The following is a 23887-nucleotide window of genomic DNA, read 5'->3' on the forward strand; positions in this document are numbered from 1 at the left end:
CCGCCCCGCTGCCGCCGTTCGCCCCACGAATGCGACATCGTTCGCCCCCGCTGGATGCTCTCGCCAGATCAGTAAGGATCTTATTGACCACCGCCGGGCACGGCCATCGCCCGGCACTGCGGAGCCGCTCAGCGGTCGCGGCGGCCGTTCTCCCGGTCGGCGTCGTCCTTCCGGCCGTGGTCGAGGCCGGTGAACTGCCGCACGTACGCCTGGTAGGCATCGGCCCGGACTCTGGCCGACGGCGATTGAGCACCTCGGACGATGCTCTGCGGAATGCCGCCGGAACCGGGCCGCCTGGACTGGTAGTCCCGCAGCCGTTCCCGATGGTCGTCCGCCCAGTCGTGAAGCGCCCCGATGCGGGCAAAGTAGAACGCCACGGCCAGCAAGGGCGTGAGGAGAACCGTCGTCACGATGGAGCCGACGTCGTGAAGGAGCACCCCAAGGATCAGGACGACTCCGACCACGATGCCGACTCTGATCGAACCTCTCCGAATGCTGCCGCGCGCAGCCCGGGCCCACTCGCGCACGCGCCGCAGCGGAGGCTGGTACGCCGCGCCGAGCCGTACGACGGTCGGTAGCCAGCCTGCGTACGCCGCCAGGGTCAGTGCCACGAGATACCAGGACACCGTCGCGGCGATGTCCGGCAGAGTCCAGCCCCAGATGATCCAGGCCACCGGGATCGTGGCGGCGCCCCAGGCCCCGAGCCACAGCGTCGCGCGGACGACCGCTCCCAATCGGGCGGTGGGCGAGAGCCGCCGGCTCTCATAGTCGGCCCACTGCCGGTCCCGTAGAGCGGAGGCGTAATCCAGCACGGTCGTCATCCGCTGGTTCTGCCGGTCGACCGCCGCCTGGTGACGCTGCTGTTCCGCCTGGGCCGCGGCGAAAGCCGTGAAGTCGGCGCGCACGAGCCACCCGATAGGGGTATCGGAGCCGCCGTCCCGCGCGCGCAACCAGTCGTACCACTCGATCTCACCGGCGGGGGGTGGCGCCACGCGCTCGCAGCCGGCGCGCAACCACGCCTTGCTCTCCGGGTAGGGCAGAAGGGCCGCGAGCAGCAGCCCGCGCGCCCCGCTCTCGGCCCATTCCCGGGCTTCGGTCGGCAGTCCGGGAGCCTGAGCGGCCAACTGCCGCCACGCATCCCAGGCCTCGTCCCAGGCCCGTTGCGTTCCGCGCAGCGCGCTCAGCACCGTGAACCTGGAGAGGGCGTCCAACAAGCCGCCCTCGCAGAGGTCGCGGTAGAGCTCCCATTCGGGGCCGCTTTCGCGCAGACGACCGATCCTGAGTGCCTCGGAAAGCGACTCCGGGGTCACGACCGTTCCCCGCCAGACGGCTTCTCCCTCCGGATCGAGCCAGCCCAGCAGGTGAAGCAGTTTCAGGTCGGCCGGGAGTCCGTCGTCTCGGAGCCGATGGTCGACGAGTTCGATCTGGGCGGTCAGGTCATCGGCGGTGAGACCGTCGAGCGCGTGCAACCAGGCGAGAAGGCCGTGCCAACCATCGGAGGGAGCGCCGGTCGTGGCCGCGCCCTCGAAGAACTGACGCCTCGCCGCAGCCCAGTTGCCGCGGATGGCGGCGGCCAGTTCTTCTCGGGTCGTAACCGCCGCACCCGCGAGGACCAGCGGGCGGCGCTGCGGCGCCGCTTGGTGGAAGTGGTTGATCTGGACGTTGCGATCGCCGAGTTGGAAGGGGGCCGGGCCGTGGAAGACGTTTCCCGATACTCCGTCTCCGTCTGATTCGGCGTCGCGGGTCATGCCCTCGGCCCGAAGTGGTTGTCCTGACGGTTGTGGTCCCCGACCTGAAACGCGGTCGGTCCGCGGAAGACGTTCCCCGACACACCTCCCACTGATGCCTGGCGGGCCTGGTCAGCGATGTCGTTCAGTTCACGGGCGACCCGTTCGCGTTCGGCCTCGCCGAGACTCTCCAGCAGCATCTCGAACCGGGCCGTCCAGGACGCCTCCTGCCGTGCCCGTATCAACGCCGCATCCCCAGGGGCGAGCGAGGCGAGATCCGCCGCGGTCTGATCCAGCCGCATCAATTCCGCCTGCTCACGTTCGGGATCGTCGCGGCCGAGCACCTGCGCCACCCGCTGCCGCACAGTCACCCACACGTCCGTGCCCGCGGCCTGCACCACCGCGGTGCCGCCCGCCGCGGCCACCGCTGCCAGCCATTCGACCAGCATTTTCGGCCTCCTCACATGCTTTTATGACACTGTATAACTGGCCTTGGTGAGGTCGCCGGATGCCCCGATATGGAAATCGACCCGGTTCCGCCTATCAGCGCCTTGAATGCATCGCTTATGGGCACGATCTCGGGGCGCGAAATGCTCGGCCGATGCACGGCTCACACGGTGTGGTCCAGTTGCCGCCAGCGGCCGGGGTCGTTGAGCCGCTGCAGCCGTAGCGCCTCGTCGTGGTAACCACGACGGGCGTCGTCCTCCGTGCGAAAGGCCAGGGGCCTGCCCCGGGGCTCCGACGACGTCACGTACCACTCGCCGTACTCACAGCCGCTCGGCAGCCGGCCCAGCGTGATCTGGAAGGACTTGCCCGGATCGGCGGCGGCGAACTCCCATCGGGCCACCGGTTCGAGGCCGGAACAGGTGGACAGCCACCCCGCCGGCAACTCCACGCTCCCTGCTTCCGTCCGCTTGGCCGCCAAGCGCGCCAGTTCCTCGGGAGCGACCAGCAGGTACGCCGCCAGGACGCGCGACGCCTTCGACAGCCCATACTCGGCGGACGGGTTGCGGTCGACCTCGTCCCAGTAGGTGCCGACCACCCGCCCCAGCTCCAGCGCGTCCAGCCTGCCCGACATCAGTTCCTCGCGGACCGGCAGGATCCTGTGAAGCCATCCCGCGCCCGTCTCTTTCAGGTTGAACAGCTCGGAGTCCTCGGCGTACAGGCTGAACCGCAGGAGCAGATCGTCGCCGCTGGTTTCCATGTGCAGGCCTTCCAGCGAGGTCCCGTGCAGACACGGGGCGACGGCCTGCGCCGGCAGCGCCGCGCTGGGGATCCGGAAGGCGACCGTACGGGGACCGTAGTTGTCGAAGAACAGCCAGGCGTCGAAGGTCCGCTCGACGAATTTCTCCATATCCGGTGTGTAGTCGTCCCAATCCACAGATGTGGAGAATTGGTTCGCCGTCACGATCGGCTGCCCGGGCAGCATTCGCAGCACCGACTGCGTGTTCTCGTCGAGAACACGGTCGACCACCATGGCCTCGACGTATCTGTAGTGACGCCGTTCGTCCCGGTACTTGCGCCTGCCCATGCCTGCACTCCCTGGGAACACTCCGTCCGACGTACTGTAACGATCACGCGAATCGAACGGGCGGAATCAGGCGCAAAAGGGCATCAGTTCGTGAGCGTGGCCGCCAGCAGTTCGCGCAACGCGATCGGCTTACGACCGAGCAGCTCCCCGAGGGCGGGGCCGACCTCGGCGAACTCTCCCCGGCGGCTGGCCTCGAACATGCCCAGCAGGAACCGGGCCTGCGGCTCGGGCACGCCGCGCGCCACCATGCCCGCGACCCACTCCTCGTCCGGGACGGTGACGCGGGTGATCTCGCGTCCCGTCAGGTCGGAGGCGATCGCGGCGACGTCCGCGAGGTCGAGTGAGTCGGGACCGGTCAGCGGCGGCGTGATCCCGTCGAGCCGGCCCTCCTGGGTCAGTGCGACGGCGGTCACCTCGGCGAGGTCGGCGTGGGCCGTCCAGGAGACCGGGCCGTCCTCCGGCGCGACGAGCGTGCCGGACTCGAGCGCCTGACCGACGAACTGGAGCGCGGTAGTGGCGTAGAAGCCGTTGCGCAGCGCGGTGAACGCGACCCCGGCTGCGCGCAGGTCCTGCTCCGTCTCGGCGTGGGACGGCATCGGCAGGAAGGGCGAGGCCGGGTTCGCGCCCATGTGGCTGGTGTAGAGGATCCGCTCGGCGCCTGCGGCCGTGGCGGCCTCGATCGCCGTACGGTGCGGGCGGGCGTCCGCCGGGCCGGAGACGATGAGCACCTGCGCCGCGCCCTCGAACGCGTACGCAAGGCTCGCGGGGTCGTCGAAGTCGCCCTGGCGGACGCGTACGCCGAGGTCCACGAGGTCCTGGGCCTTGAGGGGGTCGCGGACGCTGACGCCGATCCGCTCGGCGGGGATGCGTGCGAGCAGGTGCTCGACGACGCCACGGCCGAGCTGACCAGTCGCTCCGGTGATGACGATCATGTTTTACTCCTTGATATCGCTGATAACGACAGAACGCTAACACTGGAAAATCGGCGATAGCAACGAGCTGATATCGTTGGAAGCGTGAGCGATCCGGAGAGCGAGGCGGCGAGTGGCCGCGACAGGACGCGGGCGCACATCGTGTCGGTCGCGGCCCGGCTGCTCGCGAGCGGCGGGCGCGACGCCCTCTCGACCAGAGCGGTGGCCTCGGCGGCTGGGACGCAGGCGCCGACGATCTACCGGCTGTTCGGCGACAAGGAGGGCCTGCTCGACGCGGTCGCCGAGTATGGCTTCAGCTCCTATCTGCAGGACAAGAAGGCGAGCCCGCCCGCCGACGATCCGGTCGAAGCCTTGCGGGCCGGATGGGACCTGCACGTCGGGTTCGGGCTGGCGAACCCCGCCTTGTTCTCGCTCATGTACGGCGACCCCACGCCGGGACGGCGGTCGCCCGCCGCCGTCGCCGCCTTCCGCATGCTCGGCGAGCGCATCCACGCCATCGCCGCCGCCGGCCGGTTGAAGGTCGGCGAGCGCCTGGCGGCCGACCTCCTGCACGCCGCGGGCTGCGGCACGGTCTTCACGTTGCTCGCACTGCCCGAGGAGCGGCGTGACCCGCGCCTGTCCGAGGTGGCCCGCGACGCGGCGATAGCCGCCATCACCACCGACGCCCCCGCGGTCGAAACCCCCGGCCCGGCCGCGGCGGCGATGGCGCTGCGCGCCGCGCTACCAGACGCCACGGCTCTCACCGACGGCGAACGCCACGTGCTCGGCGAATGGCTCGACCGCCTCGCCGCGGACGGATCCGGCTGAGGTCTCGGCAGGCCGAGGTCAGCGGGCCGCGCCGGTCTCCGCGTACTCCACCAGGAGTTCCCGGCGCAGCCGGGTCAGGTACGTCTCGCTGCCCGCGGACGAGCGGCTGTAGCGGTCGATGTCGTGAAGGGTGCGCCAGCCAGGCAGTCGCTCTCGGGCAAGGCGCACGAGACCCATCCCGGTCACGGAGGCGGCCGCGCCGTCGGTGGGCCGCAGGATGGCGGGTGCGGCGGTGAGTATGGCGTCCACCTGGGCGAAGCCGTCCTCGACCTGACGGGTCACCGCGTCGATCGCCTCCTGCCTGGTGCAGCCGGTCTCGTGGCGGAGCACCCTGACCAAGTTGTAGGGAGCGCCGACGGCCTCGTCCTCGTCCAGGGTCCGCAGGTCGTTCTCCGCCAGCGCCGCGGCCGCGGCGACGTCCAGGAGCCGCCGGTAGAGCGGATGGTCGCGTACCGCCGGTTCGAACTCCCCGCCGTACGTGATCTCGAAGCTGTCCAGGAAGACCGGCGCCCCGGAGCTCCCCAGGCGCAGCGCGAACTGGTCCCGCAGGCTGGGGATGAACCCGCTGAGCCGGTGGCATGCCTCGCGCTCGGCCGCCTCCAGCCATTCCTCGAGGTGGCCGAGGGCGCGCGTCCGCCACGAGGGAGGCTGGACGAGGCGGATCCGCTCCCATGCCTGTGCCATGGCCGTGGCGACCGCTCCACCGGCCGGCGGGGTGCCGTCGAGCCCGCGTACGAGGAGGGTGAGCCGGTGCCGCAGCCGGACGATCTCGTCAGGGTCGGCGAGACCCGGCTCGTCGAAGAGGTCGTCGACGACGGCGATCACCAGCATCCACCGGGCCAGCGTCTCGGCCTGCTCGGCGTCGGCGTCCGGCCAGAACCGCGCGGCGGTCGCGGCCATGGCGTTCCACCGCGGGTGGCGGGCCTCCTCAGGCGTGGCGGCCAGCCCGGTGTCCAGCAACCAGGCGTCCAACCGCTCCTGTACGCGCTCCTTCTCCCCGGCCGGGAGGCCGGCCCGAGCGGAAACCGGAGTGGAAACCGGCGCGAGAGAGGGCGCGGGGGAGGGGGCGGGCACGGTGACGGGTGCCGGGGCGGCCTTTCCGCCGGAGCTCATGACCGACCGCACGTAGCCGGCGAGCCCCCTCCCGTGACCGCGGATCCGCCGAGGCCCCGGAGCCGCAGGAGATCGAGCCGCCGCAGAGCCGTCTCCATCTGGGCGTCGGCGACCTGCCGGGCTTCCTCCACGGCTCCGCAGGACAGGACCAGTTGCCGCGCGCGCTCGGCGTCGGCCGCCGTCAGGCCGCGGCGCAGCAGCCGGGCGAGGGCGGGTTCGCGGCCCAGGGCCCTGATCACGGGGAGCGTGTAGACGCCTTCCATGATGTCGGAGTTGGCCGGTTTTCCGAGCTCCCCGGTCGTCGCGGTCAGGTCGAGGATGTCGTCGCGCACCTGGTAGGCCAGGCCGAGATGCCAGCCGAACCGCGCCAGGTCCTCCTCCGCCTCGGGGTCCCGCCCGGCCTGCATGGCGCCCAGCCTGCAGGCGAGGGACAGTAACTCGGCCGTCTTGGCGCCGGTCACCTCCATGTAGGCCTCCTCGGTGCGGGAGAGCAGGAAGCGGTCGGCGGTCTCGGCGATCATTCCCGAGCACGTGCGCTGGGCGATCTCGGCGACCATCAGGGCCTCACGCCGGCCCAGCTCGGAGAGGATCCGGCTGGCGCTGATGAACAGGAGGTCGCCGGCCAGGACGGCCAGGCGCGCGCCCCACACGATGTTGACGCTCGGCCTGCCCCTGCGCTGGCGCGCGTCGTCGATGACGTCGTCGTGGTAGAGCGATGCCATGTGCAGCAGTTCGACGGCCGCCGCGGCCTTGACGGCGCGGATGTCGGCGGCCCGTTCCGGCCCGGCGAGCACGTAGTACGACAGCAGCACCAGAGTGGGCCGGATCAGGTGGCGGTGACCGGCAGGCTGCCTGGTCAGCGGGGCCAGCTCGGAGCGGCTCGGCACGTCCGCCATGCCGACGATCTCCCGCACCCGATCCAGGTCGGACTCCAGGGCGGGGAAGGCACGAGAAACGCTCTCAGATGTCACGGATGCTCCTGACGGGGACTCATGAATGCGCCGCCACCGGCCCGCCCACCGGCTGGTGCGCGCGCGTACGGCCGGCGAAAGCGGAGATGCCGAGGACGACCGTGCCCAGCGCCCAGCACGCGGCCGGGCCGGCGGTGTTCCAGGGCACCGTTTCCATGGCCACGGCCGCGACCGCCGCCTGCATCGGCCCGTAGTCGGGCAGGTAACGCACCAGGACGCCGGCCGCGGCGGGGGTGGCGAGGGGGCTCTGCAGGGCCAGGTCGATCGAGCAGATCACGGTGACGAGGACCAGACCGGCCAGGTCGCTGGTCAGCACCGCGGCGAGCGCGATGCCGATCCCTCCGTAGATCAGCGCCCCACCGGCGAGGGCGGCGGCGAGCAGCAGGGGCTGCGCGGTCGGATGGGTCAGGCAGATCAGGCCGGTCGCGTAGAGCGCGACGCAGAGCGCGACCACCACCAGGGCGGTGAGCTTCGCCGCGATCAGGCACAACTGGGGGAAACCGGATCGCACCAGCCGGCGGTCGAAGGACGCCGAGTTCATCGTGGTCACGAACATCATGAACCCGGTGATCAACGCCAGGATCTGCAGCGCCCCGCCGAGCTGGTTGAGGACGTTGGCCGGCATCGTGACGGTCCGGTCGGCGGCCCGGACGTAGAACGGGAGCGAGATCTCCAGGGACAGGGCGTAGATGAGGATCGCCCACACCGGGATGAAGACCACGATGATCACCAATGCCAGCCGGTTGCGCAGGTGCTCCACGAACGTCATGCGCACGGCGGTGGCGTAGCAGCCCCAATGGCGTCTCACGGCGCACCCGCCCTGTCCGTGGCACCGGCGGTCACGCGTTCCTGCTCGCGCAGCACGCCGCCCTCCAGCCGATGGAGCGTGTCGAGCCGTGCCGCGTCGTAGGCGAGATGGGAGACCACCAGCACCGAGCGGCCACGCGCGCGCAGTTCCTCGGCCAGGTCCCAGAACCGAACGTACGTCTCCCAGTCGAAACCCTGATAGGGCTCGTCGAGCAGGAGCACGTCCGGGTCGTGCATCAGGGCCAGGACGAGGTTGAGCTTCTGCCGCGTGCCGCCGCTCAGGGTGGCGGGGCGGGCCCCGCGGGAGCCGGAGAACCGCAGCGCCTCCATCAGCTCCTCGGCCCTGCGCAGGCTCTCCAGGCCGTAGGCGACCTGGAAGAACCGCAGGTGTGCCCGACCGTGAACGCGTCGTGCAGCACCGTCTCCTGTGGACAGTGACCGATGCGCCCGCCGTGGCGCACCGACCCGCCGTCCGGCCGCAGGTCGCCCGCGAGGACGCGCAGCAGCGTGGTCTTGCCCGCGCCGTTCTCCCCGACGATCCCCACCACTCGGCCGGGCGGCAGATCGAGATCCACTCCACGCAGGACCGGGCCACCCCGGTAGCTCTTCCGTACGTCCCGCACCCGCAGCACGGGCTCATCCGACGGCATTCGGCACCCTTCCCCACCCGGTCCCGCGTCGGCTACTTCGGTGTGTCGACCGCGATGAAGGCGACCGTGCCGCTGCCCTGGGCGCTGCTCACGCCCTTGCTGGAGCACTGGCTGATGTCCGAGGTGGGAGCGGCCTTCCCGGCGATCCGCTTGCCCTTGAGCTTCCCTTCGGTGACCTCGCCGACCAGCATCATGTCGCCCGGGTTGTACGAGGCGATTCCGTCCATGTTGGGCCGGATCGTGGAGGTGCCCAGTGTCTGGCCCTGGGCGTCCTTCCAGGTGATGGTGCCCGTGCCTGCGACGTTCTGGACGCCCGTGCAGGACGCCTGCCCGGTGCCCTTGAAGGTGGCCGTCCCCGAGCGGATGTTGGGGAAGCTGCCGTCGGGAGAGGCGCAGCCGGTGAGCGTCACGGTGCCCGTGGCGGTCACCGTACGGGCCTCCTTGCCCACCGCCGGGTCGGCGGTGATCGGCTGGCCGTTGGTGCTCACCGCGCACGTCAGCACGGTGTGGCCGCCCGGCTGCTTCGGCGTGGGGTCGGCGACCGGCCTGGTGCTCGCGCCGGTGCCGCCCGACGCGCCCTGGGCCACCGTCGGGGCGACCACCAGGGCCAGGCCCAGCAGTCCCGCCGCTGCGGCGCCCACGCCGCCGGCCAGGTACGCACGAGATCGAGAAACGTTCATGACATCCCCCCGAGTGATTGCTGTACGCAATCTATTTATCACAGAGGGTAATGAAGGGGAGTGGCTCGGCGCGGGATAAGTCCAGCCCTCGTCAATGGCAACGGCGGTTTCCGCTGGTCAGATCATGACCGTCATCGTGCCGGCGACCACCTGGAAACCGAGCCTCTCGTACACGCGGCGGGCGGGGTTGCCCTCCGTCACCACCAGGCCCATGCCGGTCAGACCGTCCGCGCCGGCGCGGACCAGGGCGGTCGACAGCATGAGCGCGCCGAGGCCCCTCGGCGACCGGTCCGGGTGCCGGAAGACGTCCGCGATCCACGGTCCCCGATTCGAGTCGGTGACGAGAACGCCGCCCACGACCTCGCCCTCATCTCGTACGGCGAGGACGCTGCACGGAAGCAGCGGGCCGATCTCCTCGCCGCTGAGGAGCGGAACGAGCTCCTCCTTCAGTGCCTTCTCGCCGTCGCGGGGACGGTGGTCGGGATGGCCGGGCGGGTAGGCCGCGAACCACGCGGGGAAGATCTCGGCGGGCGACCGGTCGCAGGGGACCACCCGGAAGCCGTCCGGAGCGGTGCCTGCCACCGGCCGCGCGATCGGCAGATCGCACAGCATCACGTGCATGTGCCGCAGCAGCCGCGCGCCCCGGTCGAGCAGCGCTCGACCGAGCTCAGCCGGCACGGAGACCGCCCAACCGGGCATCCGCGACGTGATCGTGTCCGCGGCTCCCGCGCCGATGTCCTCGATCGCGTACGCCCACGGGCTGCCGTCGCGTACGCCCTCCAGGTAGCTGAACACCGGGACGCCGTCGGCGCCGAGCATTGTCCGCCGCTCCTCGGTCATACCGTGAGGTTCGCGCAGCCCGGCCCGATCGGCAACCGGTCGAGGTCACGCGTCGTCGTCCTCGGCCTCCCAGCGCAGCAGGTCTCCCGGCTGGCACTCGAGCGCCTCGCAGAGCGCGGCGAGCGTCGAGAAGCGCACCGCCTTGGCGCGGCCGTTCTTGAGCACCGCCAGGTTGGCGGGCGTGATCCCGACGCGGTCCGCGAGCTCGCCCACGGACATCTTCCGCTTGGCCAGCATGACGTCGATCTCGACGACGATCGGCATCAGATCACCTCGTCCAGCTCGGCCTGCATTCGCGCCGCCTCGATGTCGCGTGCGACGGCCTGGGCGAGCAGCATCCGCAGCACGAGCACGATGAGCGCGACCCCCAGGGCCGCCACGCCGGCCCCGCCTATCAGGAGGACCACGCCAGGTGGGACGGGCTCGCCCGGGGCCAGGACGGCCCCGAGCGCGAAGATCAGGAGGGCGGCCGCCACGAAAGCGCCGGTCACGACGTCCACCCACCGGAAGGCGGCGTGGGTGAACACCGTGCCGCGCCGCACCATGGTCACCAGCCGCCATACGCAGACTAGGACGACTTCCACGGTCACGAAGCCCAGGACCGTGATCGCGAGGATCGGGACGCGCAGGTACGCGTACTCCGGGTCGAGCTCCTCCAGGTCGGAGGCGAGCAGCGGCACCATCACCGTCTGCACGAACACCGAGCCGGCGAGCAGTGCCACGAGCACGGCGCGTAGCGCAATCACCGTCAGCTTTCTCATCGTCCCTCCCTCGATCGACCTACGATAGAAATCTATCGAGAATCGATAGGCGATGGCAAGGCGTACCCGACGCGATACCCGCTGCCGTGCCCTAGACGCTCTGGGGGAGGCGGAACAGGCGGCCGGGGTCGTACGCCGCCTTGACCTGAGCCAATCGGGCGGCGTTGGCGCCGTAGTACTGCTGCCGCCAGTCCTTGAGCTCCGGATCGATGTAGTTCACGTACGCGTGGTCGCCGAAGTACGGCCGCATGGCGGCGTGGGCGGTCCGGGCCCAGCCGGCGGCGCCGGAGAAGTGGGAGTAGTACTGCACGCTGAACAGCGCCTTGCGGTGCGGGAAGGCGGTGGCGTCGGGGCGGACCCGGCCGACGGCGCCGCCGAGCGCGTCGAGCATCACCGAGTGCCGCCCCGGGGCGGCGACCTGGGCCAGCAGCGCCTTGATCCCGGCGGACGACAGCGGTGTGTAGGCGAAGTGCGACTTGGCCGAGAACGAGTCGCGCACGAGCTTGCCGCTCGGATTCTGCCCGGGAAGCGTGCCGGGGCGGTGGCACTGGGCCACCGACATGGACGCGCAGCCCGCCTCCACCATCATCGCGTGGTCGTACGCGGAGGTCGCCACGTAGCGGGTCGCAGGGCCCGAGCCGACGCGGTCGACGAGCTTCTGCAGCAGGTTCTCGCACGCCGTCCTGCCGCCGAGGTAGAGGCCGCCGACCATCACGTCGAGCGAGGGATCACGGTCGAGATGGCAGTTCGACCACATCGCGTCGGGCGCGGAGGGCGCCCACGCCTGCCATGCCTTCAGCACGGCCGCGGCCTTCGACCAGGGCCAGTGCAGGAAGAACAGGGTCACGGAACGCGTCGGATGGGTCCGGAACGTGAACGACGTCGCCACGCCGAAGTTGCCGCCGCCGCCTCCCCGGGAGGCCCAGTAGAGGTCCGGGTGCGAACTCGGCGAGCAGGTCAGCACCTTGCCGTCCGCTGTGACGATCTTCAGGGACTCCAGCGCGTCGCAGGTCAGGCCGTACTGCCGTGACACCACGCCGATGCCGCCGCCCAGCGTGAGCCCGGCCACCCCGACCGTCGGGCAGGAGCCCGCCGGGATGCTGACGTCGTGCGCCGCCAGCTTGGCGTAGACGTCGACCAGGCGCGCCCCGGCGCCGACCGTGGCGTGGCCGCCCGAGTAGGACACGCCGCTCATCGGCGACACGTCGACGACGAGCCCGCTGCCCGTGGACCAGCCCGCGTAGCTGTGGCCGCCCGACCGGGAGGTCACCGGCACGCCGTATCGCCGGGCGAACGCCAGGCACTCCGACACGTCCGCCGCCGTCGTGCAGTAGGCCACCCCGGCCGGGCGGGTGGAGTCGAAGGCCGAGTTGAACACGTGGCGCGCGTTGTCGTACGACGCGTCGCCGGGGCGGATCAGTTTGCCGTCCAGCCCCCGCCCGAGCGCGGACCAGTCGGCGGGACGGGGACCCGCGGCGGCGAAGGCCGTGCCGGAAAAAGCCGCGGCCCCGGCCAGGGCCGAGACGCGAAGGAAACTCCGTCTGTCGATCATGGTCGTACTCCCGAGGTGGTGATCTACCTCGTTGAGACGCTCATGGAACCGGTCCGGTTGGTTACAAGCTCATCACTTCGTTCCTATACGCAGGGCCTCCTCTCAGCAGAGGACGGGAGGCGTCACCAAGGACGGCTCCGTCTCCTCGGAGCGGTCCCACCCCTGACCGGCCGGCGCCGGCGGCCCGCGAGGGACGGTTTCGGGACGGACGGTCCCGCCAGGCTGAACGTGCCCTCCCTGCGCACCGTGTGCCAGCGCAGCCGGGCCCCCAGAACCGCGGTGGCCACCGACTGGATGACGACCAGGTACATCAGCTGCCGGTAGACGAACTGCTGCAGCGGCAGCACCCACAGCACCGAGGCCCGTTCGCCGTCCAGGCGCAACGCGTACCAGCCGGTGAGCGCCTGCACCGCGACGAAGCCGGCCCACACCGCGACCACGGGAAGGGGATCGCCGACGAACAGCCCGTAGAGGGCCATGACGTCGACGACGGGGGCCAGCAACGGAAGGATCACCTGGAACAGCGTGAGATATCCGAGGCATCGACGGCCGAACGGACGGCGCTCCACGATCGCCCCGCGATGCTTCCAGATCGCCTGCAGCGTGCCGTAGCACCACCGGTACCGCTGCCGCCACAGCTGGCCGAGTGAGGTGGGCGCCTCGGTCCACGCCCGGGCCCGCTCCTCGTAGACCACCCGCCACCCTCTGCGGTTGATGGCCATGGTCAGGTCGGTGTCCTCGGCGAGCGTGTCCGCGCTGACGCCTCCGGCCGACGCCACCGCCTCGCGGCGGAACGCCCCGATCGCTCCCGGCACCGTCGCCATGCAGCCGAGCAGATCGAACGCGCGGCGGTCCAGGTTGAACCCGACGACGTACTCGACGTGCTGCCAGCGGCCGATCAGTCCGCGCCGGTTGCCGACCTTGGTGTTGCCGCTGACCGCGCCGACGGTGCGGTCGGCGAGCGGCCGTACGAGGTGACGGATGGTCGAGGGCTCGAAGACGGTGTCACCGTCCACCATGACCAGGATGTCGTGGGCGGCGTGGGCGATGCCGGTGGCGAGCGCGACGGGTTTCCCGGCGTTCGGTTGCCGGATCACCCGGACCCCGGGCAGGCCGAGCGAGGCGGCGATCCGCCCCGTGCCGTCGGTGGAGCCGTCGTCCACGACGACGATCTCGACCGGGCCCGCGTAGTCGGTCCTGACCAGGGACCGCACCGTCGCCTCGATCCCCGCCGCCTCGTTGTAGGCGGGGACGATCACCGAGACCGGCGGCGGGGCCGCCCAGTGGGGCGTGCCGGTGCTCGCGGACCTCCCGCGCGTCCTGCGGGCGTGCGCCCACGCCAGTGCGACGAAAAGGGTCAGCCGGAGCACGGTGAGCACGCCGGCCGCGGCGAGGAACCAGCCGAGCGCCTCGACGAAGGCGAAGGAGGCCCGCTGGGCGAACCCCAGGACCGTGCCGAGGACGCGCTCGTCGGGGGAGGCGGCGGTGTGCGCCGTGGGCAGCCCGACGGCCTCCGTGAGCGTGGTGGCGGAGTATCCCTTCCTCTCCAGCCGGGTGAGCAGCCGGTCGACGGCGGCCAGCGTGCGGGTGCGGTCGCCTCCCGAGTCGTGGAACATGATCACCGCGCCCTCGCCGTCGGCCGTGCGCGCGAGGGACGCGAGGACCATCTCGTCCACGGGCGGGCGGCTCCAGTCCTGGGTGTCCACGTCGGTGAACGTCACGAGGTATCCCTCGTCGCCGAGCAGCCGCACCGCGGAGAGCTGCCCGTACCCGACCGCTCCCGGGGCCGAGGAGTACGGAATGCGGGCGAGGCGGGTGTGGATCCCGGCCGCCGCGGCCAGCGTCTTCTGCGTCAGGGACATCTCCACGCGGACCCGCCAGGCCGGCACCGCGCCCAGGTCGGCGTGGGTGTAGGTGTGGTTGCCGATCTCGTGCCCCTCGGCGACCACGCGGCGGGTGAGCTCGGGGTGCTCGGCGACGTGGGCCCCCAGGACGAAGAAGGTCGCCTTCGCATGGTGCTCGCGGAGCAGGTCGAGCAGCTTGGGCGTCCAGCGCGGGTCGGGACCGTCGTCGAAGGTGAGCGCCACCCGGCGGGGCTTGGGCCGCGCGCTGAGCGGCCGGGACCCCGAGGCGTTGACCAGAGGGCCGCCGGAGCGGATCTGCTCCAGCTCGGCGGAGTCGCCGTAGTCCGCCGGGGGCGCCTCGGTCTCGCCGATGACGTTGTGCGCGTACGCGTTGAGCAGCAGCGCTCCGGCCATGAGCAGGGCGGCGATCGCGACGAGGAACCAGTGGCCGCGCGGCTCTGCGGGTCTCCGCTCGGCCGGTCTGCGCCGTCGTCTCATCGACGCGTCACTGGGAGGCCCCGGGCGTCTGCCCGGGCTGCTGGGAAGTCGTCTGGACGGTGCTGGGCTCCGGCGCCGGGGTACGCGTCGCCTCGTCGGCCGCCGCCGTGGTCTGCGCGACCTCGGGAGCCGACGGCGCGGGCGTGGACGCACCGGACGCGGAGATCTCCACATCCGGCTCCGGGACCGCGGAAGGCCTCGTGCTCGGCTTGTGGCTCTTCTGCGTGGAAGGAACGGCGGAGGGCGCCCTGCTCGGCAGTCCGCGAGCGGAGGGTGTCCGCCGCGCGGAAGCCGCCGTCGCGCGCGGCGTGCCGCTCGCCCGGAGGACACGCCTGCGCTCGGACCTCGGGGACGGGGTGGGGGAGCCCGCGGGGGAGCGTTCCACGACCTGTTGTCCCTGCGTGCCCGGCCAGCCCATCGGGGGCAGCTCCGGGCCGGCCAGTGCTCCGCTCACCAGGGTGAGCGTCAGCGCGAGGACGACGATCGCCCCGCCGACCGCGGTGGCTGTCAAGATCTTGGCCCGGCGCCCGCTCTGGTCCACGAAGACGGCCGTACGCTCCGGACGATGATCTTCCACGACGCATGATCGTACGCGAGTCGAAAGCAGCTTCGAGAAGTCCAAACCGTTTTGTGATCAGGCATTCAGGATTTCCCGATCTCCGGCGCGAGGACCCCCGCCGGTGAGCGGGCGTCTCCGGGGCGGCATGCGCATCGGAGCCCCCGGCGGGGGCGGGGCTGGTTAAATGGGGCACGGTCAATCCCCTGGTCGCGTGCACGGGACGAAGTTGACGTTTGTGCCGTTATGGGGTGGTATCGGGGGCGGTGGTGCCGGGCTTTTGATCAATGGGGGATCGGGAGGGACGCGCCCATCGTGGAGGAGTGGCGCATGCCTGCGACGCCGTACGGCCGGGCCGGGTCCGGGGAGGTCCTGCCCCCGCCGCGCAGCTTCGGCGAGGAGGGCGGGCGCCTGTCCTATGGCGGCTATCTCCGCCTGCCCGAGCTGCTCGCCCAGCAGGAGCAGCGGTCCGGGGCCAGTGACGAGCTGCTGTTCATCACCGTCCACCAGGTCTACGAGCTGTGGTTCAAGCTCCTCCTGCACGAGCTGGAGCGGATCAGGGACGCGATGATCGAGGGCGCGCTGTGGCGCGCCAGGCAGCTGTTCCGCCGGGTGCACGCGGTGGAGAAGGTCCTGGTCGACCAGGTCCAGGTGCTGGAGACCATGACGCCGCAGGACTTCCTGGAGTTCCGGTCGGTCCTCGCCCCCGCGAGCGGCTTCCAGTCGGTGCAGTTCCGCGAGCTCGAGTTCCTCTCGGGCGCCAAGGACCCGTCGTACCTCGGCCGGCTGAGGGACGCGAGCGAGGCCGAACTCGCCAGGCTCCGGCGGCGGCTCGCCGAGCCGACGCTGTGGGATGCTTACCTCACCGCCCTCTCCCAGCGTGGCCTGCCGGTCTCCGACGAAGAGATCATGGAATCCCTGCTGGCCGTGGCCCGTGACCGGGGATCGTACGACGATCTGTGGGACCTGGCCGAAGATCTCCTCACCCACGACGAGACGACCGCGCTCTGGCGGATGAGGCACGTGCAGATGGTGGAGCGCCAGATCGGCACGAAATCCGGTACGGGAGGCTCGTCCGGGGCACCGTACTTGAGGGGAAGGACGCGTTTGCACTTCTTTCCCCTGCTCTGGGAACTCCGGGCCTGGCTTTGAATCCTCACAAGGGAGTGAGTAGCGACATGCCGCTCGAAATGGCGCTGAATCGGCAGGAATCGGATGAAGCGCTGGACGAGCTTCTCCGCACCGCCGCCGAGAGGTGCGCGCACGCGCCGGGAGCGCTCCAGGTGGAGGGCGAGGACGTCCTGACCTTCCTGAGGCGGTACTACCGCAACGTGCCGGTCGAGGACCTGGCCGACCGCGACCCGGTGGACGTGTACGGACCCGCGATGGCCCACCGCCACCTGGCCCAGCACCGGCCGCAGGGACGCGCGCTGGTCCGCGTCTACACCCCCACGCTTGAGGAGTGCGGCTGGGACCCGGGCCGCACGGTGGTCCAGATCGTCACCGACGACATGCCGTTCCTCGTCGACTCGGTGACGACCGAGCTGGACCGGCACGAGATCGGCACCCACCTGATCGTCCACCCCCAGATGCGGGTGCGCAGGGACATGACCGGCGAGCTGCTCGGCCCGGACCAGGAGAACATGACCGGGCAGGTCGTCCGCGAGTCCTGGATGCACATCGAGATCGACCGGCAGGCCGATCACGCCGTGCTCAAGGAGCTCGAGAGCGACCTGCAGCGGGTGCTGCTCGACGTGCGCTGCGCGGTCGAGGACTTCGCCAAGATGCGCGCCCTGGCCGTGCAGACCGCCGAGGACCTGGCGGTCAACCCGCCGCCGCTCGACCCCGCGCAGGTCGAGGACAGCATGGAGCTGCTGCGCTGGCTGGCCGACGGCCACTTCACGTTCCTCGGCTACCGGGAATACCGGCTCGAGGACACCGACGGCGGCGCCGCGCTGCGCGGTCTGCCCGGCACCGGGCTCGGCATCCTGCGGGCCGACAAGGCCGGATCGGCCAGCTTCGCCGCCCTGCCGCCGAAGGTCCGCGCGAAGGCGCGGGAGAAGCAGCTGCTGATCGTCACCAAGGCCAACAGCCGGGCCACCGTCTACAAGCCCCACTACCTCGACTACGTCGGGATCAAGGTCTTCTCGCCCGAGGGCGAGGTGATCGGCGAGCGGCGGTTCCTCGGGCTGTTCACCACGTGGCGTACAACGAGTCGATCTCCCGCATCCCGGTCCTGCGGCGCAAGCTCGCCGAGGTGCTGGAACGTGCCGGGCTGTCGCCCGACAGCCACGACGGCAAGGATCTGATGGAGATCCTGGAGACCTACCCGCGCACCGAGCTCTTCCAGATGCCCGTGGACGAGCTGCTGCCCATCGCGCTCGGCGTGCTGCGGCTGCGCGAGCGCAAGCAGGTCAAACTGTTCCTGCGCCGCGACGACTACGGCCGCTACATCTCCTGCCTGATCTTCCTGCCGCGTGACCGCTACACCACCAAGGTCCGCCTGCACATGCAGCGGATCCTGATGAAGGCGCTCGGCGGCACCTCGCTCGACTACAGCACGATGATCGGCGAGTCGGCGCTGGCCCGGCTGCACGTCGTGATCCGCGGCGAGCGCGGCAAACCGCTCGCCGAGACGCCGGTCGACGTCGAGGAACTGGAGGCGCGGCTGGCCGCCACCACCCGCACGTGGGAGGACGACCTCGCCGCCGCGATCAACGAGCTGTGCCCGGAGGAGGAGGCGCCCCGGCTGCTGCGCCGCTACGGCACCGCCTTCCCCGAGGGCTACAAGGCCGACTTCCCCGCGCGTACGGCCGTCGCCGACCTCAAGCGGCTGGAGGCGCTCGGCGAGGACCCGAACGCCATCGGCATGAACCTCTACGAGCCGTACGGCGCGGCCGAGGGGGAGCGCCGCTTCAAGCTCTACCGGCTGGGCGCGCCGATCTCGCTGTCGCGGGTGCTCCCGCTGCTCACGCGGATGGGCGTCGAGGTGGTGGACGAGCGGCCGTACGAGATCGACCGCGACCACGACCCCGACACCAGGGACGCCTGGATCTACGACTTCGGCCTGCGGTACACCCCCTCCGAGGAGGTGCACCGCGACGAGTTCAAGCGGCTGTTCCAGGACGCGTTCGGCGTGCTGTGGCGCGGCGAGGTGGAGAACGACGGCTTCAACGCGCTCGTGCTGGCCGGCGGGCTCACCTGGGAGCAGGCCGAGATCCTCCGGGCGTACGCCAAGTATCTGCGGCAGGCCGGGACCACGTTCAGCCAGTCGTACATCGAGAGGGTGCTGCGCGGCAACGTGCGGCTGGCCCGGCTGCTGGTGCGGCTGTTCGAGGCCAGGCTCGACCCGCGGCGGCCGGACGACGGCAGGCCGGAGGTCTGCGACGCGCTGACCGAGGAGATCCTCGCCTCGCTGGACGAGGTGGCCTCGCTCGACGAGGACCGCATCCTGCGGGCCTACCTGGAGATGATCCAGGCGACGCTGCGCACCAACGTCTTCCAGGCCGCGCGCGACGACGGGCGCGACGCCGGGGACGCGGGCAGCCAGTTCGTCACCGGCAGGCGCAAGCCGTACATCTCGCTGAAGGTCGATCCGCAGGCGATCAGCGTGCTGCCGCTGCCCCGGCCGAAGTACGAGATCTTCGTGTACTCGCCGCGGGTCGAGGGCGTGCACCTGCGCTTCGGCAAGGTCGCCCGCGGCGGCCTGCGCTGGTCGGACCGCATGGAGGACTTCCGCACGGAGATCCTCGGCCTGGTCAAGGCGCAGATGGTCAAGAACACCGTCATCGTGCCGACCGGCTCGAAGGGCGGCTTCGTCGTCAAGCAGCCCCCCGCGGGCGGGCGCGACGAGTTCCTGGCCGAGGGCGTGGCCTGCTACCGCCAGTTCATCTCCGGGCTGCTCGACCTCACCGACAACCTGGTCGCGGGGGAGGTCGCGCCGCCGCCCGACGTCGTGCGGCACGACGGCGACGACACCTACCTCGTGGTGGCCGCGGACAAGGGCACCGCGACGTTCTCCGACATCGCGAACGCGGTGGCCAAGGAGTACGGCTACTGGCTCGGCGACGCCTTCGCCTCCGGCGGGTCGGTGGGCTACGACCACAAGGCCATGGGCATCACCGCCAGGGGCGCCTGGGAGTCGGTCAAGTACCACTTCCGCACGCTCGGCGTGGACGTGCAGACCACCGACTTCACCGTGGTCGGCGTCGGCGACATGTCCGGCGACGTGTTCGGCAACGGCATGCTCCTGTCGGAGCACATCCGGCTCGTGGCGGCCTTCGACCACCGGCACGTGTTCGTCGACCCCGACCCGGACGCCGCGCGGAGCTTCGCCGAGCGGCGACGGCTGTTCGAGCTGCCCAGAAGCTCCTGGGACGACTACGACAGGTCGCTCATCTCGGCGGGCGGCGGCGTGTGGCCGCGCACCGCGAAGTCGATCCCGGTCTCGCCGCAGACGCGCGCCGCGCTCGGCCTCCCGCACGGCGTGACCGCGCTCGCGCCGAACGACCTGATCAGCGCGATCCTGCGGGCCCCCGTCGACCTGCTGTGGAACGGCGGCATCGGCACGTACGTCAAGGCGTCGTCGGAGACCCACGCCGACGTGGGGGACAAGGCCAACGACGCGCTGCGGATCAACGCGGCCGACCTGCGCTGCAAGGTCGTGGGCGAGGGCGGCAACCTCGGCTTCACCCAGCGCGCCCGGATCGAGTTCGCGCTGAACGGCGGGCTGATCAACACCGACTTCATCGACAACTCGGCCGGTGTGGACACCTCCGACCACGAGGTGAACATCAAGATCCTGCTCGACCAGGTCGTCCGCGACGGCGACATGACCGACAAGCAGCGCAACCAGCTCTTCCTCGACATGACCGACGAGGTGGGCAGGCTGGTGCTGGAGGACAACTACGCCCAGAACGTCGTGCTCGCGGCGGCCCGCGCGCAGGCGCCGGAGATGCTGCACATCCACGCCCGCTACCTGCGCAGGCTGGAGCGCGAGGGGCTGGTCAACCGGGAGCTGGAGTTCCTGCCCTCCGACAAGGTGCTCGCCGAGCGGCGCCAGGCCGGGCTCGGGCTCACCAACCCCGAATTCGCGGTGCTGCTCGCCTACACCAAGCTCGTGGTGGACGCGGAGCTGCTGCAGTCGGACATCCCCGACGACCCGTCGCTGGCGTCGTGGCTGGTGTCGTACTTCCCCTCGGCCCTGCGCGACCGCTTCCGGACGTACATGGACTCCCACCCGCTGCGCCGGGAGATCATCACGACCCGGATCGTGAACGACGTGGTGAACTTCGGCGGCACGAGCTTCGTCTACCGCTTCGGCGAGGAGACCGGCGCCTCGACGGCCGACATCGTGCGGGCCTACCTGGTGACGCGGGAGGTCTTCGACCTGCCCTCATTCGTGCGCCAGATCGAGGAGCTGGACAACGAGGTGGACACCGGGACCCAGCTCGCCATGCTGCTGGAGGGCCGCAAGCTGTCCGAGCGCGGCACCCGCTGGCTGCTCGGCAACCGGCGTCCCCCGCTCGACCTCGCCTCCACGGCCCGCTACTTCATCGAGGGCGCCGGCGGCCTGCTGCCCCACCTGCCCAAGCTGCTGACCGGACCCGATCTCGCGGCGTACGAGGAGCGCAGGGACTCCTTCGTGGCCAGGGGCGTGCCCGGCGAGCTGGCCGAGCGGGTCGCGTCGATGGTGCCGGCCTACTCCACGTTCGACCTCGTGGAGATCGCGGCGTACACCGGCCGGCGTGAGCGAGGTGGCCGAGGTCTACTTCGACCTGGCGACCGGCTCCAGCTCGCCCGGCTGCGCGAGCGGGTGATCGCGCTGCCGCGCGACAGCCGGTGGAACTCGATGGCCAGGTCGGCGCTGCGCGACGACCTGTACGCCGCCCACGCGACGCTGACCAGGGACGTGCTGATCCACAGCCGGCCGGGCCTGTCGCCGGAGGAGCGGCTCGCGAGCTGGACGGAGGCCAACCAGGCCGCGGTGACGCGGTCGCGGCAGACGCTGTCGGAGATCTGGGAGAGCGACACCTTCGACCTGGCGACGCTGTCGGTCGCGCTGCGCGCGGTGCGGACGCTGGTCTCCACCAGCAACCTCCCCCACGCGGAGGCGTGACCATGCTCGGTGATCAGCGGTTGGAGCCGCCGGTGACGAAGCCCTCGTAGCCGACGACGTGCGCGGGCGCGGTGGACGCCTTGGGCGGCACCGCGCTCACGTACTGCTGGGTCTCGACGATCTGTCGCTTCTGCCGGATGAACAGGTTCTTGGCGGGGTTCAGCAGCCAGCGGGCCTCGGCGGGGATCGCCACCGGACGGCCCTCGGCGCACTTCAGCCCCTGGGGCTGGCCCTGCGGCTGGGCGCTGGCGGTCCACGAGGACGTGCGGATCAGCGTGTACAGCATCATCGCGCCGCCGTCGCGGGTGCGCAGGGCGAAGGTCGGGTAGTTGGGAGCCGAGGCGAAGATCGACTCGTAGACCATGCAGTCGTCGGCCTTCGCCGTCACCTTGGTCTTGACGATCTCGTCGTAGAAGCCCGTCGTCTGCGGGCCGGGGGCGATCAGCCCGGAGGCGTAGCCCTTGGGGCCCTCCTCGGCCACCGTGGCGTGCAGCGGGCCCATCAGGTTGGGGCTGATGGCCACCGAGGCGTCGCGCGACTCCAGGGCAGTGGCGTACCCGTCCGCGTCGAGGGCGACCGAGGGCGGCTTCTCGCCGGGATAGAGCAGGGACGCGAAGCTGTTGAGCCACCGCCCGTCCTGGCCCTGCCGCACGAACGTGAACACGCCCGTGCGGACCTCGCCGGACGCGTCGCGCCGCCGGGCCGTGGCCGCGAACCAGACGGCCGAGCGGCCGCTCTGCCGGGGCACGAGCACCGTACGGCGATCCCAGGTGTAGCGGGCGGGCTCGCCCTCCTGGGAGTGGATGCCGGCGATCGTGATGGGCCGCTGGCCGTCCTGGGTGAGCAGGAGCGCCCACCGGTCGGCCCCGGCCAGCCGCAGCACGTCATCGGTGTCCAGGAACGCGTCGAGCGCCCGGGACGCCTCCTCCAGCGTCACCGCCGGGGGACTGGGCGACGGCGACGGGCTCTCGCCGGGGCTCGGCAGGGCGGAGGTGGCCGCCGCCGGGCTGGCCGTCGGCCGGGCCGGCTCCCCGCCGCCGGAGCAGGCGACAGCCGTACAGGTGACGAGGGCAAGGGCCAGCGCACTCCGAACGACCCCGTTCACGCCAGCCTCCCCATGCAATCGATCCACATGCTACCGAGGCGCGCTGCCTGACCGGGTCCCCGATTCGCGTACCCTTTACAGACGTGGCAGTCATCGATCCAGCCGAAGAGATCAACGAGCTTAGCGGCACGCTGAAGGGCATTCAGGACGTGCTCGACCTCGACGCCCTGCGCAAGCAGATCGCCGAGTTGGAGGAGCAGGCTGCCGCGCCCGACCTGTGGAACGACCCCGAGCAGGCGCAGCGCGTCACCAGCCGGCTCTCCCACCTCCAGGCCGAGGTCAACCGGGTGGACGGCCTGGGCCGCCGCCTCGAGGACCTTCCGGTCCTGTTCGAGCTGGCGTCCGAGGAGGGCGACGAGGACGCGCTGGCCGAGGCGGAAAGGGAGCTCTCCGCGCTCAGGTCCGAGGTCGGCGCGCTCGAGGTCCGCACGCTCCTGTCGGGCGAGTACGACGCCCGCGAGGCCCTGGTGACCATCAACTCCCAGGCGGGCGGCGTCGACGCGGCCGACTGGGCCCAGATGCTGCTGCGCATGTACCTGCGGTGGGCCGAGCGCAAGGGCTACCCGGCGAGGTCTACGAGACCTCCTACGCCGAGGAGGCCGGCATCAAGTCGGCCACCTTCGCGGTCAAGGCCCCCTACGCCTACGGCACGCTCAGGGGCGAGCACGGCACCCACCGGCTGGTGCGGATCAGCCCGTTCGACAACCAGGGCCGCCGGCAGACCTCGTTCGCGGGCGTGGACGTGGTGCCCGTGGTCGAGCAGACCGACCACATCGACATCAACGAGGACGACCTGCGCATCGACGTCTACCGGTCGTCCGGGCCGGGCGGCCAGGGCGTGAACACGACCGACTCGGCCGTGCGGATCACCCACCTCCCGACCGGGATCGTGGTCTCCTGCCAGAACGAGCGGTCGCAGCTGCAGAACCGCGCGACGGCGATGGCCGTCCTCCAGGCGAAGCTGCTTGAGCGCAAGCGCCAGGAAGAGGCCGCGGCGATGAACGAGCTGCGCGGCGAGGCGACGACGTCATGGGGCACGCAGATCCGCAACTACGTGCTGCACCCCTACCAGATCGTCAAGGACCTGCGTACGGGTGTGGAGGCGGGCAACCCCTCCGCCGTGCTGGACGGCGACCTCGACGAGTTCATCGAGGGCGAGATCCGCTGGATGCGCCGTCAGGAATCGGGTGACGGTCAGTAACCGCTGACGTGGGTCAGCGCGACCAGCGCCACGACCAGTAGCACGATCAGCGCGATGACCAGGGGCGACAGCCCCATGAACCCGTGGTGGTGAACCTTGGCGCGGCCCTCGCGGCAGACGGGGCAGCGCCCCTCCACCACGGGGCCCGCGCACGCGGCGCAGATCAGATGTTCGCAGCTCATAGCAGCATTACC

The 23887-nt window shown here is 71.0% G+C and carries 23 protein-coding genes; 5 read left to right on the plus strand and 18 right to left on the minus strand.

Annotation, left to right across the window (positions count from 1 at the left end):
• Positions 1-128: 128 nt before the first annotated feature.
• The 4 genes from B1L11_RS18290 to B1L11_RS18305 form a co-directional block, all read right to left on the minus strand.
• The gene (locus tag B1L11_RS18290) at positions 129-1748 is read right to left on the minus strand and encodes a hypothetical protein (protein ID WP_079315611.1); all 1620 of its coding nucleotides are present in this window, start codon (positions 1746-1748) and stop codon (positions 129-131) included.
• Complete coding sequence (locus B1L11_RS18295; protein WP_079315612.1) at positions 1745-2176, minus strand: hypothetical protein; 432 nt, start codon at positions 2174-2176, stop codon at positions 1745-1747. Before B1L11_RS18295 ends, B1L11_RS18290 begins: the two co-directional genes overlap by 4 nt.
• Positions 2177-2337: 161 nt before the next feature.
• Positions 2338-3258: a hypothetical protein gene (locus B1L11_RS18300; RefSeq protein ID WP_079315613.1), complete on the minus strand. Its 921-nt coding sequence runs from the start codon at positions 3256-3258 to the stop codon at positions 2338-2340.
• Between the two features lie 83 nt (positions 3259-3341).
• On the minus strand, positions 3342-4190 hold the full coding sequence (locus tag B1L11_RS18305) for an SDR family oxidoreductase (protein ID WP_079315614.1): 849 nt from the start codon (positions 4188-4190) through the stop codon (positions 3342-3344).
• 84 nt (positions 4191-4274) lie between these two features.
• Here B1L11_RS18305 and B1L11_RS18310 point away from each other — a divergent pair, with 84 nt between their 5' ends.
• Entirely contained in the window at positions 4275-4997 is a 723-nt protein-coding gene (locus B1L11_RS18310; protein WP_079315615.1) for a TetR/AcrR family transcriptional regulator, read from the plus strand.
• Between the two features lie 18 nt (positions 4998-5015).
• Here B1L11_RS18310 and B1L11_RS18315 read toward each other — a convergent pair whose 3' ends face one another.
• The 12 genes from B1L11_RS18315 to B1L11_RS45350 all read right to left on the minus strand — a co-directional run bounded on the left by B1L11_RS18315 (position 5016) and on the right by B1L11_RS45350 (position 15290).
• Positions 5016-6110: a terpene synthase family protein gene (locus B1L11_RS18315; RefSeq protein WP_143737347.1), complete on the minus strand. Its 1095-nt coding sequence runs from the start codon at positions 6108-6110 to the stop codon at positions 5016-5018.
• Positions 6107-7081: a polyprenyl synthetase family protein gene (locus B1L11_RS18320; protein ID WP_143737348.1), complete on the minus strand. Its 975-nt coding sequence runs from the start codon at positions 7079-7081 to the stop codon at positions 6107-6109. The genes B1L11_RS18315 and B1L11_RS18320 overlap by 4 nt, the downstream gene beginning before the upstream one ends.
• A gap of 19 nt (positions 7082-7100) precedes the next feature.
• Entirely contained in the window at positions 7101-7889 is a 789-nt protein-coding gene (locus B1L11_RS18325) for an ABC transporter permease (protein WP_143737349.1), read from the minus strand.
• Entirely contained in the window at positions 7886-8218 is a 333-nt protein-coding gene (locus B1L11_RS18330; RefSeq protein ID WP_256862661.1) for an ATP-binding cassette domain-containing protein, read from the minus strand. The genes B1L11_RS18325 and B1L11_RS18330 overlap by 4 nt, the downstream gene beginning before the upstream one ends.
• Positions 8218-8538, minus strand: coding sequence for an ATP-binding cassette domain-containing protein (locus tag B1L11_RS54065; RefSeq protein WP_143737351.1), 321 nt, complete (start codon positions 8536-8538; stop codon positions 8218-8220). The genes B1L11_RS18330 and B1L11_RS54065 overlap by 1 nt, the downstream gene beginning before the upstream one ends.
• Positions 8539-8570: 32 nt before the next feature.
• Positions 8571-9218, minus strand: coding sequence for a hypothetical protein (locus B1L11_RS18335; RefSeq protein WP_143737352.1), 648 nt, complete (start codon positions 9216-9218; stop codon positions 8571-8573).
• Between the two features lie 117 nt (positions 9219-9335).
• On the minus strand, positions 9336-10058 hold the full coding sequence (locus B1L11_RS18340) for a GNAT family N-acetyltransferase (RefSeq protein WP_079315620.1): 723 nt from the start codon (positions 10056-10058) through the stop codon (positions 9336-9338).
• 45 nt (positions 10059-10103) lie between these two features.
• Entirely contained in the window at positions 10104-10322 is a 219-nt protein-coding gene (locus B1L11_RS18345) for a helix-turn-helix transcriptional regulator (protein WP_079315621.1), read from the minus strand.
• Positions 10322-10819 (minus strand): DUF2975 domain-containing protein, encoded by a 498-nt coding sequence (locus tag B1L11_RS18350; RefSeq protein WP_079315622.1) that lies wholly within the window; start codon positions 10817-10819, stop codon positions 10322-10324. Before B1L11_RS18350 ends, B1L11_RS18345 begins: the two co-directional genes overlap by 1 nt.
• A gap of 91 nt (positions 10820-10910) precedes the next feature.
• Positions 10911-12371, minus strand: coding sequence for an FAD-binding oxidoreductase (locus B1L11_RS18355; RefSeq protein ID WP_143737353.1), 1461 nt, complete (start codon positions 12369-12371; stop codon positions 10911-10913).
• 122 nt (positions 12372-12493) lie between these two features.
• The gene (locus B1L11_RS18360) at positions 12494-14713 is read right to left on the minus strand and encodes a bifunctional polysaccharide deacetylase/glycosyltransferase family 2 protein (RefSeq protein WP_143737354.1); all 2220 of its coding nucleotides are present in this window, start codon (positions 14711-14713) and stop codon (positions 12494-12496) included.
• Between the two features lie 7 nt (positions 14714-14720).
• Positions 14721-15290, minus strand: coding sequence for a hypothetical protein (locus B1L11_RS45350; RefSeq protein ID WP_143737355.1), 570 nt, complete (start codon positions 15288-15290; stop codon positions 14721-14723).
• Positions 15291-15599: 309 nt separating this feature from the next.
• Between B1L11_RS45350 and B1L11_RS18370 the strand changes: the two genes are divergently transcribed.
• The 3 genes from B1L11_RS18370 to B1L11_RS18375 are packed head-to-tail and all read left to right on the plus strand — an operon-like array spanning position 15600 to position 21387.
• Positions 15600-16421 carry a tryptophan 2,3-dioxygenase gene (locus tag B1L11_RS18370; protein WP_079315648.1) on the plus strand — a complete coding sequence of 274 codons (822 nt, stop codon included), beginning with the start codon at positions 15600-15602 and terminating at the stop codon, positions 16419-16421.
• A 26-nt stretch (positions 16422-16447) separates the two neighbouring features.
• Entirely contained in the window at positions 16448-17578 is a 1131-nt protein-coding gene (locus B1L11_RS54920; protein WP_372974690.1) for a hypothetical protein, read from the plus strand.
• Positions 17470-21387: an NAD-glutamate dehydrogenase gene (locus B1L11_RS18375; protein ID WP_372974691.1), complete on the plus strand. Its 3918-nt coding sequence runs from the start codon at positions 17470-17472 to the stop codon at positions 21385-21387. The genes B1L11_RS54920 and B1L11_RS18375 overlap by 109 nt, the downstream gene beginning before the upstream one ends.
• Positions 21388-21400: 13 nt before the next feature.
• Here B1L11_RS18375 and B1L11_RS18380 read toward each other — a convergent pair whose 3' ends face one another.
• Entirely contained in the window at positions 21401-22492 is a 1092-nt protein-coding gene (locus tag B1L11_RS18380; protein WP_143737356.1) for a hypothetical protein, read from the minus strand.
• An 83-nt stretch (positions 22493-22575) separates the two neighbouring features.
• Here B1L11_RS18380 and prfB point away from each other — a divergent pair.
• Positions 22576-23693 (plus strand): peptide chain release factor 2 gene (gene prfB, locus B1L11_RS18385; protein ID WP_143737357.1). Its coding sequence is split into 2 segments (ribosomal slippage): positions 22576-23059 and positions 23059-23693, totalling 1119 coding nucleotides; the frame shifts between segments, so codons are not numbered across the junction.
• Here prfB and B1L11_RS18390 read toward each other — a convergent pair.
• On the minus strand, positions 23687-23875 hold the full coding sequence (locus B1L11_RS18390) for a hypothetical protein (RefSeq protein ID WP_030509253.1): 189 nt from the start codon (positions 23873-23875) through the stop codon (positions 23687-23689). The two genes, prfB and B1L11_RS18390, sit on opposite strands and share 7 nt — an antisense overlap.
• Between the last annotated feature and the right edge of the window lie 12 nt (positions 23876-23887).

Origin of the sequence: Microbispora sp. GKU 823, assembly GCF_002027145.1 — a bacterium.
Taxonomy (GTDB): Bacteria; Actinomycetota; Actinomycetes; order Streptosporangiales; family Streptosporangiaceae; genus Microbispora; species Microbispora siamensis.

Bases quoted from the DNA above. Each gene is read 5' to 3' on its own strand.
- B1L11_RS54920 (WP_372974690.1), top strand. From the start codon at position 16,448: ATGCCGCTCGAAATGGCGCTGAATCGGCAGGAATCGGATGAAGCGCTG.
- B1L11_RS18305 (WP_079315614.1), bottom strand. From the start codon at position 4,190: ATGATCGTCATCACCGGAGCGACTGGTCAGCTCGGCCGTGGCGTCGTC.
- B1L11_RS18360 (WP_143737354.1), bottom strand. From the start codon at position 14,713: ATGAGACGACGGCGCAGACCGGCCGAGCGGAGACCCGCAGAGCCGCGC.
- B1L11_RS54065 (WP_143737351.1), bottom strand. From the start codon at position 8,538: ATGCCGTCGGATGAGCCCGTGCTGCGGGTGCGGGACGTACGGAAGAGC.
- B1L11_RS18340 (WP_079315620.1), bottom strand. From the start codon at position 10,058: ATGACCGAGGAGCGGCGGACAATGCTCGGCGCCGACGGCGTCCCGGTG.
- B1L11_RS18355 (WP_143737353.1), bottom strand. From the start codon at position 12,371: ATGATCGACAGACGGAGTTTCCTTCGCGTCTCGGCCCTGGCCGGGGCC.
- B1L11_RS18350 (WP_079315622.1), bottom strand. From the start codon at position 10,819: ATGAGAAAGCTGACGGTGATTGCGCTACGCGCCGTGCTCGTGGCACTG.
- B1L11_RS18330 (WP_256862661.1), bottom strand. From the start codon at position 8,218: ATGGAGGCGCTGCGGTTCTCCGGCTCCCGCGGGGCCCGCCCCGCCACC.
- B1L11_RS18295 (WP_079315612.1), bottom strand. From the start codon at position 2,176: ATGCTGGTCGAATGGCTGGCAGCGGTGGCCGCGGCGGGCGGCACCGCG.
- B1L11_RS18315 (WP_143737347.1), bottom strand. From the start codon at position 6,110: ATGAGCTCCGGCGGAAAGGCCGCCCCGGCACCCGTCACCGTGCCCGCC.
- B1L11_RS18370 (WP_079315648.1), top strand. From the start codon at position 15,600: ATGCCTGCGACGCCGTACGGCCGGGCCGGGTCCGGGGAGGTCCTGCCC.
- B1L11_RS18345 (WP_079315621.1), bottom strand. From the start codon at position 10,322: ATGCCGATCGTCGTCGAGATCGACGTCATGCTGGCCAAGCGGAAGATG.
- B1L11_RS18390 (WP_030509253.1), bottom strand. From the start codon at position 23,875: ATGAGCTGCGAACATCTGATCTGCGCCGCGTGCGCGGGCCCCGTGGTG.
- B1L11_RS18290 (WP_079315611.1), bottom strand. From the start codon at position 1,748: ATGACCCGCGACGCCGAATCAGACGGAGACGGAGTATCGGGAAACGTC.
- B1L11_RS18300 (WP_079315613.1), bottom strand. From the start codon at position 3,258: ATGGGCAGGCGCAAGTACCGGGACGAACGGCGTCACTACAGATACGTC.
- B1L11_RS18335 (WP_143737352.1), bottom strand. From the start codon at position 9,218: ATGAACGTTTCTCGATCTCGTGCGTACCTGGCCGGCGGCGTGGGCGCC.